Origin of the sequence: Geodermatophilus obscurus (assembly GCF_900143215.1) — a bacterium.
In the GTDB taxonomy this organism is placed as follows: domain Bacteria; phylum Actinomycetota; class Actinomycetes; order Mycobacteriales; family Geodermatophilaceae; genus Geodermatophilus; species Geodermatophilus obscurus_A.
The window spans coordinates 46,637-64,303 of record NZ_FRDM01000005.1; the positions used below are offsets into that span (position 1 = coordinate 46,637).

Genomic DNA, 17,667 nt, shown 5'->3' on the forward strand with positions numbered 1-17,667 from the left:
GCGGCGTCGTGAACCTCTCCACGCGCCTCGCCGCGGTCCAGGGGCGGCACGCCGTCCCGGAGGCCGATGCGCCCACTCCGCTGCCGGCCCCCCGGGCCGCCGCCCCGGTGGCCGTGCCGCCGCCGACCGACGCCCTCGCCAAGCTCAAGGACCGCGTCGCCAAGGCGCTGTTCGAGCGCATGGGCAACCGGATGAACGACCCGTCGCTGTCCGAGGAGCAGCTGCGCACGATCGTCCTCGGTGAGCTCGACGAGGTCGTCGAGGAGGAGCGCGTCCCCCTGTCGGCCGAGGAGCGCGGGCGGCTCACCGCCGAGCTGGCCGACGACGTCCTCGGCTACGGCCCGCTGCAGCGGCTGCTCGACGACCCGAGCGTCACCGAGATCATGTGCAACGGCCCGGACGCGGTCTACGTCGAGCAGGAGGGCCGGCTGGTCCGCACCGCCGCGCGGTTCACCTCCGAGGAGCACCTGCGCCGCGTGATCGACCGGATAGTCTCCCGGGTGGGACGGCGGATCGACGAGTCCTCGCCGCTGGTCGACGCGCGGCTGGCCGACGGCTCCCGGGTCAACGCGATCATCCCGCCGCTGGCGTTCAGCGGGTCGACGCTGACCATCCGCAAGTTCGCCAAGGACCCGTTCACCGTCGACGACCTGATCGGCTTCGGCACCCTGTCGCCGGAGATGGCCGAGCTGCTGCGCGCCTGCGTGGCGGCCCGGCTCAACGTCATCGTCTCCGGGGGCACCGGCACCGGGAAGACGACGCTGCTCAACGTGCTCTCCTCGTTCATCCCGGACGGCGAGCGGATCGTCACCATCGAGGACGCGGTCGAGCTGCAGCTGCAGCAGGACCACGTCGTCCGGCTGGAGTCCCGGCCGCCCAACATCGAGGGCCGCGGGGCGATCACCATCCGCGACCTGGTGCGCAACTCGCTGCGGATGCGCCCCGACCGGATCGTGGTCGGGGAGTGCCGCGGCGGGGAGTCGCTGGACATGCTGCAGGCGATGAACACCGGCCACGACGGGTCGCTGTCGACGGTGCACGCCAACTCCCCGCGCGACGCGATCGCCCGGCTGGAGACCCTGGTGCTGATGGCCGGCATGGACCTGCCGCTGCGCGCCATCCGCGAGCAGATCGCCTCGGCCGTCGACGTCGTCGTCCAGCTGACCCGGCTGCGCGACGGCACCCGGCGGGTGACCCACGTGACCGAGGTGCAGGGCATGGAGGGGGAGACGGTCACCCTGCAGGACGCCTTCCTCTTCGACTACTCCGCCGGCGTCGACGCCGCGGGCCGGTTCCTCGGCAAGCCGGTGCCCACCGGGGTCCGGCCGCGGTTCACCGACCGCTTCGACGAGCTCGGCATCCGGGTCTCGCCGCGGGTCTTCGGCACGCCTCCGCCGCGGCGGGGGTGGGCCTGATGCTGCCCGTCGCGGGGCTGCTCGCGGTCACCGGCGCGCTGCTGCTGCTCGCCCTCGTCGTCCTCCCGGCCGGGCCGCGGCGGGTGCCGCTGTCCCGGCTCGACCCCGCGGTGGCGCCGCCGGCGTCCGCGCTGGCCGGCGTCTCGGCCGCGGCCGGCGCCGCGGTGGAGCGGGTGCTCGCCCGGCGCGGGCTGGTGGCCCGCGGCACGGCGGCGCTGGAGCGGGCGGGGGTGGCGATGCCGCTGCCGGACGTCGTCCTGCTGGTGGGCATGGCCACCCTCGTCCTCGGAGCCCTGGGCCTGCTGCTCGGCGGGGTGCCGCTGGCGGTCGTGTTCGCGGCGCCGGTCCCGCTGGGCACCAGGGTGCTGCTCGGGCTGAAGCGCGGACGGCGGCAGGCGGCGTTCGCCGACCAGCTCGACGACTCGCTGCAGCTCATGGCGTCGAGCCTGCGCGCCGGGCACAGCCTGCTGCGGGCGGTGGATGCCGTCTCCACCGAGGCGGCCTCCCCGACGGCGGAGGAGTTCGCCCGGATCGTCAACGAGACCCGGGTGGGCCGCGACCTCGGCGACGCCCTCGACGACGTGGCCGAGCGGATGGCCAGCGACGACTTCCGCTGGGTCGCCCAGGCGATCGGCATCCACCGGGAGGTCGGCGGCAACCTGGCCGAGGTCCTCGACACGGTCGGGCACACCATCCGCGAGCGCAACGCCATCCGCCGGCAGGTCAAGGCGCTGTCGGCCGAGGGCAAGCTCTCGGCGGTCGTGCTGATGGCCCTGCCCTTCGGCATCGTCGGCTTCCTGTCGGTGACCAACCCCGCCTACCTGGCCGGCTTCACCGAGGGCCTGGCCGGCTACCTGATGATCGCCGCCGTCGTCGTGCTGCTCACCGTCGGCGGGTTGTGGCTCAAGAAGACCGTGGCGATCCGGTTCTGATGCTGCCGATCCCCGTGCTCCCTGGTGCCGTGCTGGTTGCCGCGCTGGCCGTCGCCCTCGCCGTCCCGCTGCTGGGCTGGGCGCTGCTGGCCCGCCCGCAGGACGCCGCCGCCCGTGCCCGCGCCAACCTGACGCGCGGTCTCGAGCTGCCCGGCGCGGCGCCCGGCCGGCCGCGCGTCCGGCTGCTGCCGCGGCTCGCCCGCGCGCTCACCCCGGCCGGCACGGTCGCCCGGCTCAACCGGCTGGCCGGCGCCGCGGGGCGCCCGGCGGAGTGGCCGGTGCCCCGGCTGGTGGCGGCCAAGCTGGTGCTCGCGGTCGTCGCCGCGGCGCTCGGCGGGCTGGTGGTGGCGGCTCGGCCCGGTCCGCTGACGGTGCTCGTGTCCGTCGTCGTCACCGGCGTGGCCTACGTCGTCCCCGAGCTGCTGCTCTACAGCCGGGGGCAGGAGCGGCAGCAGGCGATCGCGCTGGAGCTGGCCGACACCCTCGACCAGATGACCATCGCGGTGGAGGCCGGGCTCGGCTTCGAGGCGGCGATGGCGCGGGCCGGGCGCAACGGCCGCGGCCCGCTGGCCGAGGAGCTGGTGCGCACGCTGCAGGACATCGCCGTCGGCCAGCCCCGCCGCGAGGCCTACCTCGCGCTGGCCGAGCGGACGGCGGTGCCCGACCTGCGCCGCTTCATCCGAGCCGTGGTGCAGGCCGACGCGTACGGCGTCTCGATCGCCGACGTGCTGCGCACCCAGGCGGCGGAGATGCGGCTCAAGCGCCGGCAGCGGGCCGAGGAGAAGGCGATGCAGATCCCGGTGAAGGTGATCTTCCCGCTGATCCTCTGCATCCTGCCGACGCTGTTCATCGTGCTGCTGGGCCCCGCCGTCCTGGACATCGCCGCGGCCTTCGGCGGTTGGTGACCGCCGCGCGAGATCTGCACACCGGTCGCCATCAGGGTTCCCATGGCGACCGGTGTGCAGATCTCGCGGAGGGGGTCAGCCGGTGGAGCGGGGCTGGGCGGGGTTGGTCGGGTCGCCGTGGGACGGCGGGTTCATCGCCGGGCCGGTGGTGGCCTCGGAGACCCTCGACCCGCCCGCGGCGTGCACCGGGTCGTCGGCGGCCGCGGCGGCCGGGTCGCCACCGGAGGGCTGGGCGCCCTCGCGCAGCGCGGCCAGCCGGTTCTCCATGATCGTCACCACCTGCAACCGGTCGGCGTGCGCCCGCTCGTACTCCAGCAGGGTCTCCAGGCCGGTCGCGTCCAGCGTGCGGATCCGGGAGGTGAGCCCGTCCACGGGGAGGTGGTCGTAGTCGGGCAGCGGCAGTTGGTCGTGCTCGGTCATGCCGACCGCCTACCCGTGCTCCGGCCGATCGACACCGGGGTGTGAGGGCACGGCCGGTGGGTAGGCGGCGGAGGCGGTCAGCCCCGGGTCGCAGCCACCGCGACCCGAACCCCGACCCGACCCACAGTGATCGAGGAGTGGTCCCACCCCCATGGACGTGTCCTTCCTGGAACCGGTCTTCACCGCCTCCGGGCCCTACGCCACGGTGTGCGCCGACGTCACGCACACCACCGAGAACGCCGACCGAGAGCTGGACCTCCGCATCCGCGCGGTGGCCGAGCAGTTGCAGGAGCAGGGCGCGCCGGAGGCGGTCGTCGAGGCGGTGCGCAGCCGGCTCCTCGAGGGCAACGAGGGCGGGGACGCCGGGACGCTGCGCGGCCGCGCAGTCGTCGTCGCCGCCGACGGCACCGTCGTCCTCGACGAGGTCCTCGCCGACGTCCCCCGCGACCCGGTGGCCACCTGGGCGCCGCAGCCGCAGCTCCTCCCGGTGCTCCGCCAGCTCGCCGGGCGCGTCCCGCACGCCGTGGTCATCGCCGACCGGACGGGCGCCGACGTCTCCGTGGCCAGCTTCGCGGGTCGTCCGGAGGAGGAGCAGGAGATCGAGGGCGACACCTTCCACATGCGGAAGGTCAAGGTCGGCGGCTGGGCCCACAACACGTACATGCACACCGCCGAGAACCAGTGGGAGGAGAACGCCGGCCTGGTCGCCGACGAGCTCTCCTCGCTGGCCCGGCGGCTGCCGCTGCGCTTCATCCTGGTGGCCGGTGACGTCCGCGCCCGCCAGATCCTCAGCGACAAGGCCGAGAAGGCGTGGGCCGACCTCGTCGTGACGATGGAGGAGGGTGGCCGGGCCGCCGGCGCGGACCGCGAGCCGGTGACCCGCCGAGCGGCCGAGCTGGTCGCCGAGCACGAGGCCCACGACGAGGCCGACGCGGTGGAGAAGCTCTCGTCCGCCGGTGCCCACGGCCTGGCCGTGACCGGCAAGGCGGCGGTCGTCGAGGCGCTGCGCAAGGGTCAGGTCGAGACCCTCGTCCTCGCCGACCGGCAGGACGAGGGCGACACGCTCCTGGTGGGGAACTCGCCGCTGGAGCTCGGTGTGGACCAGCACGACATGGACGCCCTCGGCACGCACGGCACCGCCGTCCCCGCCGAGGCGGCGCTGGTCGGCGCCACCGTGGCCAGCGCTGGCGGAGTCGTCGTCGTCCCGCGCTCGGCGATGCCCGGTGACATCCCGGTCGCCGCGATCCTCCGCTACACCGACGACTCCACGCCCACGGCTCAGTGACCAGGGGGACCGAGATGACCGACCCGCACCAGCCCGCCACCTCTCCCGGCACCTCCACCGGCGACGTCGAGCGCCGCGCAGCGCTCGCCGAGGCCCTCGGCAAGGAGGTGTGGCCGGCCGACAGGGACGCGCTCGTGGCCAAGGCCCAGGAGGGCAACGCCCCCGACCGCGTGCTGTCCGACCTGCGCCGGCTGCCGTCCGGCCAGCAGTTCGACAACGTGCAGGACGTCGCCCGCGCCCTGGGCATCGGCACCGAGCAGCAGCGGTTCTGAGGTGACCACCAACAAGGAGCCCAGCCCCGAGGCCCGGGCCAACGTTCCCGAGCACAACGTCCACACGCGGGCTGACCTGCTGCCCGAGGAGGAGGCGCTCCACGGCAGCGGCATGGAGGAGGTCGCCGCCGAGGTGATCCTGGCCGAGTCCGAGGAGCGGACGGTGCACCCCGACCCGGACGACGCCCAGGGCGCGCACCGCCGGTCCGCCGAGACCGCGGACCTGCCCTGAGCGCCCCGCACGAGCACGCCGTCCAGCTGCGCTGGTCGGACCCGGACTCCCTCGGCCACGTCAACCACGCCCGCGCGCTGAGCCTGATCGAGGACGCGCGGCTGGCGATGGCCGAGGGAGCGCCGGGGGACCGCGGGCTGATCCTCGCCCGGCTGGAGGTCGACTACCTGCGCCAGCTGTACTACCGGGTGGGCGAGCGGCTGTGCGTGCGCAGCACGGTGACCCGGCTGGGCACCAAGTCGCTCACCCTGCGGCAGGAGCTGGTGCAGGACGACGAGGTCGCCATCCGCGCCTCGGTGGTGATGGTGCTGTTCGACTTCGCCACCGACGCGAGCCGGGTGATGACCGACGACGAGCGCGCCCACTGGTTCCGCTTCCAGGTGTGCTGAGGTGGCGTTCTTCCCCGGGTTCGCGGAGACGTGGCAGGAGGGGGCGGACGGCGTCCGGCTGCGGGTGCGGGTCGGTGGCGAGGGCCCACCCGTCGTCCTGCTGCACGGGCACCCGCGCACGCACACCACCTGGCACCGGGTCGCACCGTTGCTGGCCGCGGCCGGGCACACCGTCGTCTGCCCGGATCTGCGCGGCTACGGGCAGTCGTCCAAGCCGCCGACCACCGAGGACCACGAGCCCTGCTCCAAGCGCGCGATGGCCCGCGACGTGGTCGCGATGATGCAGGGTCTGGGACACGAGCGCTTCGCCGTCGTCGGGCACGACCGCGGCAGCTACGTCGCGCTGCGCACGGCCCTCGACCACCCCGGCGCCGTCACGCACCTCGCCGTCCTCGACTGCATCCCGATCATCGAGCACCTCGACCGGGCCGACGCCCGTTTCGCCGCCGCCTGGTGGCACTGGTTCTTCTACGCCCAGCCGGAGAAGCCCGAACTGGCGATCCTGGCCGACCCCGGCGCCTGGTACGGGGGCGACCCGGCGGTCATGGGGGAGGAGAACCACGCGGACTTCCGCCGGGCGATCGCCGACCCCGCCACGGTGCACGCCATGCTCGAGGACTACCGGGCCGGCCTGGGCGTGGACCGGGTCGCCGACGAGGCCGACCGGGCCGCCGGGCGGCGGGTCGGCTGCCCGACCCTGGTGCTCTGGTCGGCCCGCGACGACCTCGAAGAACTGCACGGCGATCCGCTGCGGATCTGGGCGGACTGGACCGGCGACCTGCGCGGCGGCGGCCGGATCGACAGCGGGCACCACATGGCCGAGGAGGCCCCGGAGGAGCTCGCGGCGGCGCTGGTCACGTTCCTCGCGACCGCGCGGCGGGGCGGTGACGGGTCCCAGGGCCCGGCGTAGCGTCCCGGCATGGCCGCTCCCTTCGCCCGGGACCACGACAGCGGCGAGCGCCTGGAGTTCTGGGGGACGACGATCGTCATCCGCGCGTCGGCGGACACCACCGGCGGTGCCTTCACCCTCTTCGAGGAGGAGACGCCGATCCTGGACACCTCGCGGCACGTGCACCGGGAGACCGACGAGCTCTACTACGTCGTCGAGGGCGAGCACGTCTTCGTGTGCGGGGACCAGGAGTTCACGGTGGGTCCGGGCGGGACGCTGTTCCTGCCGCACGGCGTGCCGCACTCGCACCGGCGGGTGGTCCCGCGGACCGGCCGGCTGCTGTGCATGACCTCCCCGGCCGGGTTCGAGGGCTTCTTCCGCGTCCTCGCCGAGGCGAGCCGCACGGGGGCGTCGTTCGACGAGGCCTACGAACGGGCCTCCCGGGAGCACGACGTCACCTGGCTGGGGGACGGCGACTGACGCCTCCGGGCGGCGGGTAACCGCCCGGCATGCCCAAGACGACGAAGAGCGGGGACGCGAAGCAGGACGAGATCCCCAGCACCCTGGAGCGCTCGGACGAGAAGGCGCAGCGCACCTTCGCCAAGGCCCACGACTCGGCGATGGACTCCTACGACGACGAGCGGCGCGCCAACCAGGTGGCCTGGGCCGCGGTGAAGCACACGCACGAGAAGGTCGGCGACCACTGGGAGCCGAAGGACCACAAGGGCCCGAGCGACGCGCAGGCCGAGGGCGGCCGGGACACCCACCGTGAGACCAAGGGCGGCGTCGACGCCAACGCCACCAAGGAGCACCTGATGGACGTCGCCAAGCGGCTGGACGTCAGCGGCCGGTCGAGGATGACCAAGGACGAGCTGGTCGACGCCATCCAGAAGGCGAACAACAAGGCGACGGCGGACGCCCGCCGCACGTGATGCGACGCCGGGTGCCCCAGCCGTCACGAGCCGGACCTACGGTCCGGCCATGAGACGACCCCTCGTGGTGGCGGGAACCGTCCTCGTCCTGGCCTGCCCGCTGCTGGTGACCACACCCGCCCTCGCCGACCACTACGACCCCGGGAGCCCGTCGGGAGGTGACCCCTACTTCCCGGCCGCGGGCAACGGCGGCTACGACGTCGGCCACTACGACCTGACGCTGGCCTACGACCCCACGAGCGGGCGGCTGGACGGTGCCGCGGTCGTCACCCTCACCACGACCGCCGACCTCGACCGGTTCAACCTGGACCTGCGTGGGCTCACCGCGACCTCGGTGACCGTCGACGGGCGGCCTGCGGGCTTCGAGCAGCAGCCGCCGGGTGAGCTCGTCGTCCGACCGCGGCCGAAGCTCGAGGCGGACACCACGCACCGGGTGACCGTCGTCTACGGCGGCGTCCCGGGCCAGCCGGTCGACTCGACGGGCGCGCTCTACGGGTTCGTCAGCTTCCCGGACGGCGCCTTCGTCGCCAACGAGCCCGACGGCGCCCCGACGTGGTACCCGGTCAACGACGTCCCGACCGACAAGGCGACCTACGACTTCCGCATCACGGTGCCCGAGGGCAAGACGGCGGTCGCCAACGGCGAGCCGGTCGGCGCCCCGGTGACGGCGGAGGGTCGGACCACCTTCGTGTGGCGGGCGACGGACCCGATGGCCAGCTACCTGTCGACGGCGTCCATCGGCGACTACGTCGCGACGACGCGGACGGGACCTGGCGGCCTGCCGATCCTCGAATTCGTGGAGCGCGACCTCACCGCGGCGAACCGCGCGACGACCCAGGCCAGCCTGGCGCTGCAGCCGCAGATGATCGACTTCTTCGTCGACCTGTACGGCCCGTACCCGTTCAGCTCGTTCGGCGCGATCGTCGACGACGACTCCGTCGAGTACGCGCTGGAGACGCAGACGCGGCCGGTCTACTCAGGGGTCGCCAGTGAGTCGACCGTCGCCCACGAGCTCGCCCACCAGTGGGTTGGCAACAGCGTCTCGCCGGAGACCTGGCGCGACATCTGGCTCAACGAGGGCTTCGCGACCTACTCGGGGTGGATGTGGGCCGAGTCCCGCGGCGGCCCGACCGCGCAGCAACGGTTCGAGGAGGTCCGCGCGACGCCGGCCGAGGACCCGTTCTGGGCCGTCCCGCCCGGCGACCCCGGCCCGGCCGACCTGTTCGCTCCCGCGGTCTACGACCGCAGCGCGGCGGCCCTGCACGCGTTGCGGGGGGAGATCGGGGAGGAGCCGTTCCGCACCCTCCTGCGCCGGTGGGCGACGGAGAACGCCGGCGGCAACGTCAGCAGCGCCGACCTGGTCGCGCTGGCCGAGGAGGTCAGCGGCCAGGACCTCGGCGCCTTCTTCACCACCTGGATCGACACCCCGGGCAAGCCGGTCACCTGGTGAACCGGGGCAGCGCGTCCACCCGGCCGCCGGCCGGACGCGCCGCACCGGTGGCGTTCCGGATCCGGGCCCGGCGGGTAGTCCGACGGCATGGCCGACACCCGACCCGTCCGCGACCAGGTGGTCGTCGTCCTCGGTGCCTCCAGCGGCATCGGGCGGGCGACGGCGCTGGAGTTCGCGCGACAGGGCTGCACCCGGATTGTCGTCGCCTCCCGCGGTGAGGAGGCCCTCGGCACGCTGGTCGAGGAGCTCACGCGGAAGGGCGCGGAGGCGGTCGCCGTCCCCACCGACATCACCGACCAGGCCGCCGTCCGGGCGCTGGTCGACGCCGCCGAAGCACGCTTCGGCCGGATCGACACCTTCGTGACCGTGCCCGGCGTGGGCATCTGGGGGTCGGTGAAGCAGATCGACCTCGACGAGTTCCGCCGGGTCACCGAGGTCAACTACCTCGGTCACGTGGCCACCGCGCAGGCCGCCGTCCCGGCGCTCGAGCGGGCCGGCGGCGGCGTGCTGATCGGCATCGGCTCGGTGGAGGGCTACCGGTCCATCCCGCTGCACGCGCCGTACTCGGCGAGCAAGTTCGCGCTGCGCGCCTTCTACGACGCGCTGCGGATGGAGCTCGCGGAGGAGGGCTCGCCGGTCGAGGTCAGCCAGATCCTGCCCGCCGGGATCGCCACGCCGTTCTTCGAGCACGCCCGCACCAAGCTCGGCTCGATGCCCAAGCCACCGCCGCCGGTGTACGCGCCCGAACTGGTCGCCGAGGCGGTCGTCCGGGCGTCGGTGCACCCGCGCCGGGAGATCCCGGTGGGCGACGCCGCGCTGGGCTTCATCGCCGGGCAGCGGTTCAGCCCGGCGCTCACCGACGCGGTGCTGTCGCTGACCGGCCGGCAGCTGCAGACCACCGACCGCCCCGACGACGGCACCGACATCCTCGACAGCCCGACGCCGGGCCCGGGCCGGGTGCGCGGCGCCTTCGCCGACCAGGTGCTCACCACGAGCCCGGTCACCCGGGTCGCCGGCGTCGTGGCGCGGCCGGGCGAGCTGCTGCTGCGCGCGATCAAGCGGCGGTGATCACGCTCCGGGGATGAGCAGCAGCTCGGTCTGCCGGTCGCCGAGGTAGGTCACGCCGTCCTCGGTGAGGACCACGCCCTCCTCCAGCGCCATGCGCACCGGCTGCCCGTGCCACTCGGCCACCGGCACCCGCACGCACAGCTCGAGGGCGTAGACGGTGTCGGGGCGCAGCACCCGGTCGCCGGCGCCGGGCACGCCGCGCTGGTCGTCCCACCGGCCGATCGCCGGTCCCGCGCCGTGGCCGTGGACGCCGATCGGGTGCGAGTAGATGTCGCCGTCGATGCCCTCGGCCGCCGCGGCCCGCCGGACCGCGGCCAGCACCTCGTTGCCGGTGCGGCCGGCGACGAGCTCCGCCGTGGTGAGGTCCTGCAGCCGGTTGCCCACGGCCAGCGCCTGCTGCAGACCGGCCGGCGCGTCCGTCTCGCCGCGGCGCAGCACGTAGCCGTTGCGCTGGCTGTCGGTCCGCAGGCCGAGGCTGGACGAGCCGACGTCGCAGTGCACCAGGTCGCCGGGCTCCACCGGCACGTCGAGGGGGACGGCGGGCAGCAGGACGCCCTGCTCGCAGCGCGGCGCCACCCCCGCGCGCTGCACGTCGACCACCGGGTGGAACCACGGCTCGACGCCCAGGTCGGACAGCCGCTGGCGGATCCACCAGGCCAGGTCGGTGCCGGTGGACACACCGGCGGTCAGGACGGCGGGGGAGAAGGCCTCCTCGACCACCTCGCGCACCCGCCGGTTGAGGCCGTCCAGGACGGTGATCTCCTCCGGCAGCCGCGTCTCCAGCCAGCCGACCGCCAGCTCCTCGGCCGGCACCAGCCGGTCGGCCCACGGCCCCAGCGCCTCGGTGAGCCGACGGTGCTCGCTGTGCGACAGCCCGTCGGCGAGGGCGAAGTCCGCGGAGACGTCGATGCCGATCCGCTGCGGTGCGGCCTGCTCGACGATGCGGCGCACCTCGGCCCACTGGGTGTCCTCGGCCGGGAGGCGTTCGCCGTCCTCGGGGGACCAGGCCGGCAGGAACTGGCCCACCGGATAGCGGGAGACCGCGGCCGCGGTGACGCCGTCGTCGCTGCGGTGCAGCACGAGGATCGTGCGCCGGCGGGCCGAGAGCCAGGTGGCCGGGAGCAGCGTGGCCAGCACCGGGTCCTCGTTGTACTCGCGGCCGACGACCAGCCACAGGTCGATGCCGGCGCGGTCCATCAGCCCGGGCAGCAGGTCGAGCAGCCGCTGGGTCAGCCACCGGTCGCGGACGTCGGCCTGCTCGCGCAGCGGCAGCGGCACCGTGCGGGTCGGGTCCGGCGCGACGAGCGTCATGTACAGAGTGGAGCAGAGAACCGGCGTCCCCACCGGTCGAGACGGGGTGGCCGCGTCGTGGGGGTGAGGGGTCCTCCGTCAGGCGGCGCCGCCGGTCGCACGTCCGGTCGGCGGGATGCTGTCGGCGAAGCGTCCGCTGCGCTGCCGGGGCAGGACGGCGGCCACGCGGTCGCGGCCGGCCTGCTTCGCCTCGTACATCGCGACGTCGGCGGAGTCGACCAGCCGCCACATCGCGTCACCGGCATCCTCGCCGTCCACCGGTCGGGTCAGCGCGATGCCGATCGAGGCGGTCACCGTGTGCCCCTCGTCGGTCCGGCTGGTGCGCACCGCCGCCCGCAGCCGCTCGGCCAGCCGGTGCGCCTCGGCCGGGTCGCTGACCAACCCGAGCACGATCAGCTCCTCACCGCCGATGCGCGCCAGCACGTCGCTGGGCCGCACCGTGGCCGCCAAGGACGTCGCCACCGCCCGCAGCACGGCGTCCCCGGCGGCGTGCCCGTGGGCGTCGTTCAGCTGCTTGAAGTGGTCGAGGTCCAGGACCATCGCAGCCACCCGCGACCCCTCGCGGCGGGCCTGCCGCCAGACCCGCGGGGCCTGCTCGACGAGGAAGCGCCGGTTGGCCAGCCCGGTGAGCGGGTCCTGGTGGGACAGCGCCTGCGTGGCCTCGAGCAGCCGCTGCACCCGGCGGCGCAGCACGTAGACGCCGAACGCCGCGGTGTTCAGGGCGCCGGCGCTGATCGCCACCTGCACGGCGATCGACAGGATCCCGTCGTAGGTGTGCCCGAGGGCGACCGTGCAGGCCACCACCGTCGCCAGCATGGTGGCGCCCAGCATCCCGGGGCCGAGGAACCAGGCGGCGACGAACGAGGGGAACAGCAGCATCAGCGGGGTCGCCTGCGCCGGCTCGGAGATGCTGAAGACGACGATCACGTAGACGACCTCGACGAGCAGCACCAGTCCGAAGGTCTGCCATCGGCCGATCCGCTGCCGAACGGCCAGCGAGACGGCGGCCGCCAGGCAGGCGGCCATCGCAAGGGTGTAGCCGCTGCGGGTGGCGCCCTGGTGCAGCGTCCCGTCGACGAAGAGGTTCGCCATGCCGATGAGGCCGGCGACGAAGGTGAGGGCGGCGAGGGCGAGCGCCGCGATCCGGTGTTCCGGCCCCGGGCTGACGGCTGTGCCGTACCGCCTCAGCAGTGTGTCGGTCTCCTTGCGTCGCCACCCCGTCACGGGAACAGCATGCCGTACCAGGCGGTTCCGGAGGAACTGCCGTTGCACTCTCGTCACCACCTGTCCCCGCCGCCGGACGGGTCGACGCCGCCGCACGTCGGTGCCAGGGTGGCGCCCGTGTCCCACCCGGATCCCGGCACGGTCGTCGTCCGCACCCTCGCCGAGCACCCGATGGTCGAGGCCGGGGGGTCCAGCGCGCTGCGCATGGTCGCGCCCGGCTCGGAGACGGCCGGCCGCTTCGGCCTGGTCGAGTACCGGCTCGCGCCGCACAGCCCGGGCGCCGCGCCGCACTACCACCAGACGTTCTCCGAGTCGTTCTACGTGCTCGCCGGCCGGCTGACCGTGTACGCCGACGGGGCGTGGCGGCCGTATTCGGCGGGGGACTTCGCGCTGGTGCACGAGCGCGGCGTGCACGGCTTCCGCAACGACGGCGACGAGCCGGCCGACTTCCTCATCCTCTTCGCGCCCGGCATCGCCCGGGAGCACTTCTTCGCCGAGATGGCCGAGCTGCGCCGCAGCGGCCGGACGCCTACCCCGGAGGAGATGACCGCCTTCTACGCCCGGCACGACCAGGTGATGGTCGACGTCTGACCGGGCAGGGAACGGGCAGCGGACGACGACCGAGGAGGACGACATGGCGCAGGGACCGTGGTTCTACTGCCTCAAGCACCACACCGTGGAGGACCGGGACGGGTGCGCCGAGCGCCACCGCCTGGGCCCGTACGCGACCCGCGAGGAGGCCGAGCACGCGCTGCAGTCGGTCGCCGAGCGCGAGGAGCAGCTGACCGAGGAGGACCGCCGCTGGCAGGGCGACTGACGACGGACCACCCTCCTCCCCACGCCTCGCCAGCCCGGCGCGGGCTTCTGGGAGGGTGGCCGGTCCGGTCCGTTCCCAGGGCATGATCGGCGGTGATGACGCCGGGCGGTCCGGCGGCGCAGGAGGAGGACGCGTGACCGACGGACGCTCGGTGGAGGAACTGGTCGTCGGCGTGCTGGGCGGCACCGGTCCGCAGGGCCGCGGGCTGGCCGTCCGGCTGGCGGCGGCCGGGCAGCGCGTGCTGCTGGGCTCGCGGGACGCCGAGCGGGCCGGTGAGGTGGCGGCGCAGGTCGCCGAGCGGGCCACCGCCGCGGCCGGGGGCATCGAGGTCTCGGTCACCGGCGGCGCCAACGTCGACGTCGCCGGCGCGGCCGACCTGGTCATCGTCGCCGTCCCGTACGCCGGGCACGCCGACACCATCGCGGAGCTCGCCACCCCGCTGGCCGGCAAGGTCGTCGTCGACTGCGTCGTCCCCATGGCCTTCGACGAGCTCGGCGCGTACGTGCTCGACGTCCCCGAGGGGTCGGCGGCCCAGCAGGCCGCCGCGCTGCTGCCCGACTCGCACGTGGTCGGCGCCTTCCACCACCTGTCGGCGCGGCTGCTCGAGGACCTCTCCAGGCCCACCCTGGACGGCGACGTGATGGTCGTCGGCGACGTCCGGGAGGCCACCGACACCGTGCAGGCGCTGGCCGGCCGGCTGCCCGGCATGCGCGGCATCTACGCCGGCCGGCTGCGTAACGCCCGCCAGGTCGAGGCGCTGACGATCAACCTGGTCTCGGTGAACCGCCGGTACAAGGCGCACGCCGGCATCCGCGTCACCGACGTCTGACTCGACGGCCGTCGCCGGGGTCGTGCGTGGGTCGCCGGTCCTGCAGGCCCGGCAACCCACGAGGAACCCCGGCACCACCAGCGGACACGATCAATCGAAGGAGTGCTCGGGCCCCGGGAAGGCGCCGCTGCGGACCTCGTCGGCGTACTCGCGCGCGGCCCGCAGCAGCTCACCGCGCAGGTCGGCGTACTTCTTCACGAACCTCGGCACCCGGCCGCTGGTGAGACCGGCCATGTCCGGCCAGACCAGCACCTGGGCGTCGCAGTCGACGCCGGCGCCGATGCCGATCGTGGGGATCGACAGGTCCTTGGTCACCTGCGCCGCGATCTCGGCCGGCACCATCTCCAGGACGACGGCGAACGCCCCGGCCTCCTGGACGGCGCGCGCGTCGGCCAGCAGCTGCTCGGCCCCGGCCCCGCGGCCCTGCACCCGGAACCCGCCGAGGGCGTGCTCGCTCTGCGGCGTGAAGCCGACGTGCGCCATCACCGGGATGCCGTTCTCGGTCAGCATCCGGATCTGCGGGGCCACCCGCAGCCCGCCCTCGAGCTTCACCGCCTGCGCGCCGCCCTCCTTCAGCATCCGGACGGCGGTGGCGAACGCCTGCTGCGGCGACGCCTCGTAGCTGCCGAAGGGCAGGTCGGCCACGATGAGCGACCGCTTCGTCGAGCGGGTGACCGCCTGGGTCATCCCCAGGATGTCCTCGACGGTGACCGGCACGGTCGACGTGTGCCCGAGGACGACGTTGCCGGCCGAGTCGCCGACCAGCATCACCGGGATGCCGGCCTCCTCGAAGACGGCCGCGCTGAACGTGTCGTAGGCGGTGAGCATCGCCCACTTCTCGCCGCGCTCCTTGGCCTGCTGAAGGTGGTGCACCCGCACCCGGGCGGTGGACGTCCCGCCGTAGAGCACCGATTCGGTCATGGCCGCGCCCTGCTCCTTGCTGAACTCGCGAGCTCGTTCACGACGCTCCTTCGCGGACGGTGGGCAGCGTCTCCCGCCACCGGTTGGTGACGGGCAGCCGCCTGTCGCGTCCGAACGCCTTGAGGCTGATCTTCGTTCCGGGCGCGGACTGCCGGCGCTTGAACTCCGCGGCGTCCACCAGCCGCAGCACCCGCGCCACCACCTCCGGGTCGTGGCCGCGCTCGAGCAGCTGCGCCATCCCGAGGTCGCGGTCGACGTAGTCGGCGACCACCGCGTCGAGCTCCTCGTAGGAGGGCAGCGAGTCGCTGTCCACCTGGCCAGGGGCGAGCTCCGCGGACGGTGGCTTCTCGATCGAGTTGACCGGGATCGGCTCGGTCTCCCCCCGCCCGCGCGCGTACTCGTTCCGCCACCGGGCGAGGGCCCAGACCAGCGTCTTCGGCACGTCCTTGATCGGCGCGAAGCCGCCGGCCGAGTCGCCGTAGAGGGTCGAGTAGCCGACGGCGATCTCGCTCTTGTTGCCGGTCGTCAGCAGCAGGTGGCCGTGCTGGTTGGACAGCCCCATCAGCAGCGTGCCGCGCACCCGCGCCTGCAGGTTCTCCGCGGCGACCCCGTCGAGGTCCACCGACGAGTGGTAGGCGTCGACCACGGGTGCGATCGGGACGACGGAGTAGTGCAGCCCGGTCCGCCGGGCGAGGTCCTCGGCGTCGGCGAGCGAGTGCTCGCTGGAGTACTTCGACGGCAGGCCGACGCCGTGCACCCGGTCGGCGCCCAGCGCGTCGACGGCGAGGGCGGCGCAGACTGCGGAGTCGATGCCGCCGGAGAGCCCGAGCACCACCGAGGGCATCCCGTTCTTGTCGATGAAGTCCCGCAGCCCGAGCACCAGCGCACGCCAGACCTCCTCGGAGTCGGGGAGCGGCTCGGCGACCGAGGCCGGCCGCGGGTCGAACGCCGGCACCGGCTCCTCGGAGAGCACGTGCCGGGTGACCGTCATCGGCCCGAACCGGCCCTCGCGGCGGTCGGGCACGGCGGAGCGGTCGATCTGCAGGTCCACGCACATCAGGTGCTCGACGAACTGCGGCGCGCGGCCCAGCAGCTCGCCGTCCGGCGCGACGGCCATCGAGTCGCCGTCGAAGACGAGCTCGTCCTGGCCGCCGACCTGGTTGCAGTAGACGACCGTGGCCCGTGCCTCGGCCGCCCGGCGGCGGACCAGCGGCAGCCGCAGGTCGTCCTTGGCCCGCTCGTAGGGCGAGGCGTTGGGAGAGACCACCAGGTCGACGCCGGCCTCTCCGGCGGCGCCGCACGGACCGCCCTCCACCCAGAGGTCCTCGCAGACGGTCAGCGCGATGTCGACGCCGTGCAGCCGGACGACGGGCAGCTCGGTGCCGGGCACGAAGTAGCGGGCCTCGTCGAAGACGCCGTAGTTGGGCAGGTGCCGCTTGTGGTAGCGGACGACGACCTCGCCGCCGTACAGCAGCGCGGCGGCGTTGCGGGGTGCGCCGCGGCGCGGGTTGGCGTCGGCCGGGCGGTCGTCGTCCCCGGGCATCGACTCCGCCGGCGCCGGGCCGCTGCCCTCGGTGTGCGCCAGGTACCCGACGACGACGGCCGTCCCGCCCAGGCCCCGCTCGGCGAGGTCGGCGGCCAGGTCGACCAGCGCGGTCTCGCTGGCGCGGGCGAAGGACTCGCGGAGCACGAGGTCCTCGGCCGGGTACCCGGTCAGGGTCATCTCGGGGAAGACGACGAGGTGGGCGCCGGCCCGGGCCGCGTCCGCCGTCCAGCGGGTCACCAGCTCGGCGTTGCCGGTGATGTCGCCGACCCGGGTGTCGACCTGGGCCAGGGACACGCGGAGCTGCACGGGTTCGCTCACGTGCCCATCCTGGTCCGCGCTCCCGGGACCCGGCCAGGCGGGGACCTGGTCCGGATGATCACGGGACGCCTAGCCTCCGCCATATGACTCTCCGAGGACACGCATGACCCTCCGAGGACACCTGCGCCGTTCGGCGGCGGCGGCCTACGCCGCCATCGGCGTCGTCGCCGCCCTCGCGCCCTCCCGGGTGCCGGCCCTCTTCGGCGGTGCCGCCGGCACACCCGAGGCGCGGACGGAGGTCCGGGCGGTCTACGCCGGCATCCCGCTCGCCCTCGCGGCGTCCCTGGCGGCGGCGTCGGGCTCGACACCCGGGGACGACGCCGTCCTGCAGACGGTGGGCGCGGCCAGCGCCGGCATGGCCGTCGCGCGGCTGGCCGGGTGCGTGGCCGAGCGGCGGCTCACCGTCTGGCCGAGCGGGGCCTTCCTCGCCCTCGAGGCGGGGCTCGCCGTGGCGCTGCGGGCGGCGGTGCAGGCCGGGAGCACCCGCCGCACCGGCTGAGCACCCGGCCCGG

The 17,667-nt window shown here is 74.4% G+C and carries 21 protein-coding genes; 16 read left to right on the forward strand and 5 right to left on the reverse strand.

Translation table 11 applies throughout. The features are described 5' to 3' along the window. The first annotated feature begins 8 nt into the window (after window positions 1-8). Genes BUB17_RS06890 through BUB17_RS06900 form a run of 3 tightly spaced genes read left to right on the forward strand, consistent with a single transcriptional unit; the run spans window position 9 to window position 3,252 of the window. On the forward strand, window positions 9-1,415 hold the full coding sequence (locus BUB17_RS06890; RefSeq protein ID WP_072915484.1) for a TadA family conjugal transfer-associated ATPase: 1,407 nt from the start codon (window positions 9-11) through the stop codon (window positions 1,413-1,415). Beyond that, window positions 1,415-2,347: a type II secretion system F family protein gene (locus BUB17_RS28185; RefSeq protein WP_072915949.1), complete on the forward strand. Its 933-nt coding sequence runs from the start codon at window positions 1,415-1,417 to the stop codon at window positions 2,345-2,347. The genes BUB17_RS06890 and BUB17_RS28185 overlap by 1 nt, the downstream gene beginning before the upstream one ends. Beyond that, window positions 2,347-3,252 (forward strand): type II secretion system F family protein, encoded by a 906-nt coding sequence (locus BUB17_RS06900; RefSeq protein ID WP_175561308.1) that lies wholly within the window; start codon window positions 2,347-2,349, stop codon window positions 3,250-3,252. Before BUB17_RS28185 ends, BUB17_RS06900 begins: the two co-directional genes overlap by 1 nt. Window positions 3,253-3,327: 75 nt before the next feature. On the opposite strand, the gene BUB17_RS06905 is transcribed toward BUB17_RS06900, so the two are convergent. Then, window positions 3,328-3,672, reverse strand: a complete 345-nt coding sequence (locus BUB17_RS06905; protein WP_072915487.1) for a DUF8129 domain-containing protein — start codon at window positions 3,670-3,672, stop codon at window positions 3,328-3,330. Window positions 3,673-3,823: 151 nt separating this feature from the next. On the opposite strand from BUB17_RS06905, the gene BUB17_RS06910 reads away from it, so the two are divergent. From BUB17_RS06910 to BUB17_RS06950, 9 genes are all read left to right on the forward strand, one after another. Then, on the forward strand, window positions 3,824-4,957 hold the full coding sequence (locus BUB17_RS06910) for a baeRF2 domain-containing protein (RefSeq protein ID WP_072915490.1): 1,134 nt from the start codon (window positions 3,824-3,826) through the stop codon (window positions 4,955-4,957). Between the two features lie 14 nt (window positions 4,958-4,971). Next, the gene (locus tag BUB17_RS06915) at window positions 4,972-5,229 is read left to right on the forward strand and encodes a DUF2795 domain-containing protein (protein ID WP_072915955.1); all 258 of its coding nucleotides are present in this window, start codon (window positions 4,972-4,974) and stop codon (window positions 5,227-5,229) included. 1 nt (window position 5,230) lies between these two features. Next, the gene (locus BUB17_RS06920; RefSeq protein ID WP_072915492.1) at window positions 5,231-5,461 is read left to right on the forward strand and encodes a hypothetical protein; all 231 of its coding nucleotides are present in this window, start codon (window positions 5,231-5,233) and stop codon (window positions 5,459-5,461) included. A gap of 26 nt (window positions 5,462-5,487) precedes the next feature. After that, the gene (locus tag BUB17_RS06925) at window positions 5,488-5,850 is read left to right on the forward strand and encodes an acyl-CoA thioesterase (RefSeq protein WP_280173860.1); all 363 of its coding nucleotides are present in this window, start codon (window positions 5,488-5,490) and stop codon (window positions 5,848-5,850) included. Between the two features lies 1 nt (window position 5,851). After that, on the forward strand, window positions 5,852-6,760 hold the full coding sequence (locus tag BUB17_RS06930; RefSeq protein ID WP_072915497.1) for an alpha/beta hydrolase: 909 nt from the start codon (window positions 5,852-5,854) through the stop codon (window positions 6,758-6,760). 9 nt (window positions 6,761-6,769) lie between these two features. Next, entirely contained in the window at window positions 6,770-7,219 is a 450-nt protein-coding gene (locus BUB17_RS06935) for a cupin domain-containing protein (protein WP_072915500.1), read from the forward strand. A 29-nt stretch (window positions 7,220-7,248) separates the two neighbouring features. Beyond that, window positions 7,249-7,671, forward strand: coding sequence for a ChaB family protein (locus BUB17_RS06940; protein WP_072915503.1), 423 nt, complete (start codon window positions 7,249-7,251; stop codon window positions 7,669-7,671). A gap of 49 nt (window positions 7,672-7,720) precedes the next feature. Continuing rightward, window positions 7,721-9,121, forward strand: a complete 1,401-nt coding sequence (locus BUB17_RS06945) for a M1 family metallopeptidase (protein ID WP_072915505.1) — start codon at window positions 7,721-7,723, stop codon at window positions 9,119-9,121. Between the two features lie 87 nt (window positions 9,122-9,208). Beyond that, window positions 9,209-10,189, forward strand: a complete 981-nt coding sequence (locus BUB17_RS06950) for an SDR family oxidoreductase (RefSeq protein WP_072915508.1) — start codon at window positions 9,209-9,211, stop codon at window positions 10,187-10,189. Here the strand turns inward: BUB17_RS06950 and BUB17_RS06955 are convergent, their stop codons facing one another. Then, window positions 10,190-11,500 carry a M24 family metallopeptidase gene (locus tag BUB17_RS06955; RefSeq protein ID WP_072915511.1) on the reverse strand — a complete coding sequence of 437 codons (1,311 nt, stop codon included), beginning with the start codon at window positions 11,498-11,500 and terminating at the stop codon, window positions 10,190-10,192. Window positions 11,501-11,578: 78 nt separating this feature from the next. Then, window positions 11,579-12,724 (reverse strand): GGDEF domain-containing protein, encoded by a 1,146-nt coding sequence (locus BUB17_RS06960; RefSeq protein WP_244277002.1) that lies wholly within the window; start codon window positions 12,722-12,724, stop codon window positions 11,579-11,581. Between the two features lie 117 nt (window positions 12,725-12,841). On the opposite strand from BUB17_RS06960, the gene BUB17_RS06965 reads away from it, so the two are divergent. The 3 genes from BUB17_RS06965 to npdG all read left to right on the forward strand — a co-directional run bounded on the left by BUB17_RS06965 (window position 12,842) and on the right by npdG (window position 14,370). Next, on the forward strand, window positions 12,842-13,315 hold the full coding sequence (locus tag BUB17_RS06965; protein ID WP_072915960.1) for a cupin domain-containing protein: 474 nt from the start codon (window positions 12,842-12,844) through the stop codon (window positions 13,313-13,315). 43 nt (window positions 13,316-13,358) lie between these two features. Then, a complete protein-coding gene (locus BUB17_RS06970) occupies window positions 13,359-13,541 on the forward strand; it encodes a hypothetical protein (protein WP_072915513.1) in 183 nt (60 codons plus the stop codon). A 133-nt stretch (window positions 13,542-13,674) separates the two neighbouring features. After that, a complete protein-coding gene (gene npdG / locus BUB17_RS06975; RefSeq protein WP_072915516.1) occupies window positions 13,675-14,370 on the forward strand; it encodes an NADPH-dependent F420 reductase in 696 nt (231 codons plus the stop codon). Between the two features lie 90 nt (window positions 14,371-14,460). On the opposite strand, the gene panB is transcribed toward npdG, so the two are convergent. Next, a complete protein-coding gene (panB, locus tag BUB17_RS06980; protein WP_072915519.1) occupies window positions 14,461-15,291 on the reverse strand; it encodes a 3-methyl-2-oxobutanoate hydroxymethyltransferase in 831 nt (276 codons plus the stop codon). Between the two features lie 37 nt (window positions 15,292-15,328). Beyond that, complete coding sequence (locus tag BUB17_RS06985; protein WP_083606111.1) at window positions 15,329-17,155, reverse strand: NAD+ synthase; 1,827 nt, start codon at window positions 17,153-17,155, stop codon at window positions 15,329-15,331. Window positions 17,156-17,258: 103 nt separating this feature from the next. Here BUB17_RS06985 and BUB17_RS06990 point away from each other — a divergent pair, with 103 nt between their 5' ends. Continuing rightward, window positions 17,259-17,654 (forward strand): DUF4345 family protein, encoded by a 396-nt coding sequence (locus BUB17_RS06990; protein ID WP_072915521.1) that lies wholly within the window; start codon window positions 17,259-17,261, stop codon window positions 17,652-17,654. The last annotated feature ends 13 nt before the right edge of the window (window positions 17,655-17,667 follow it).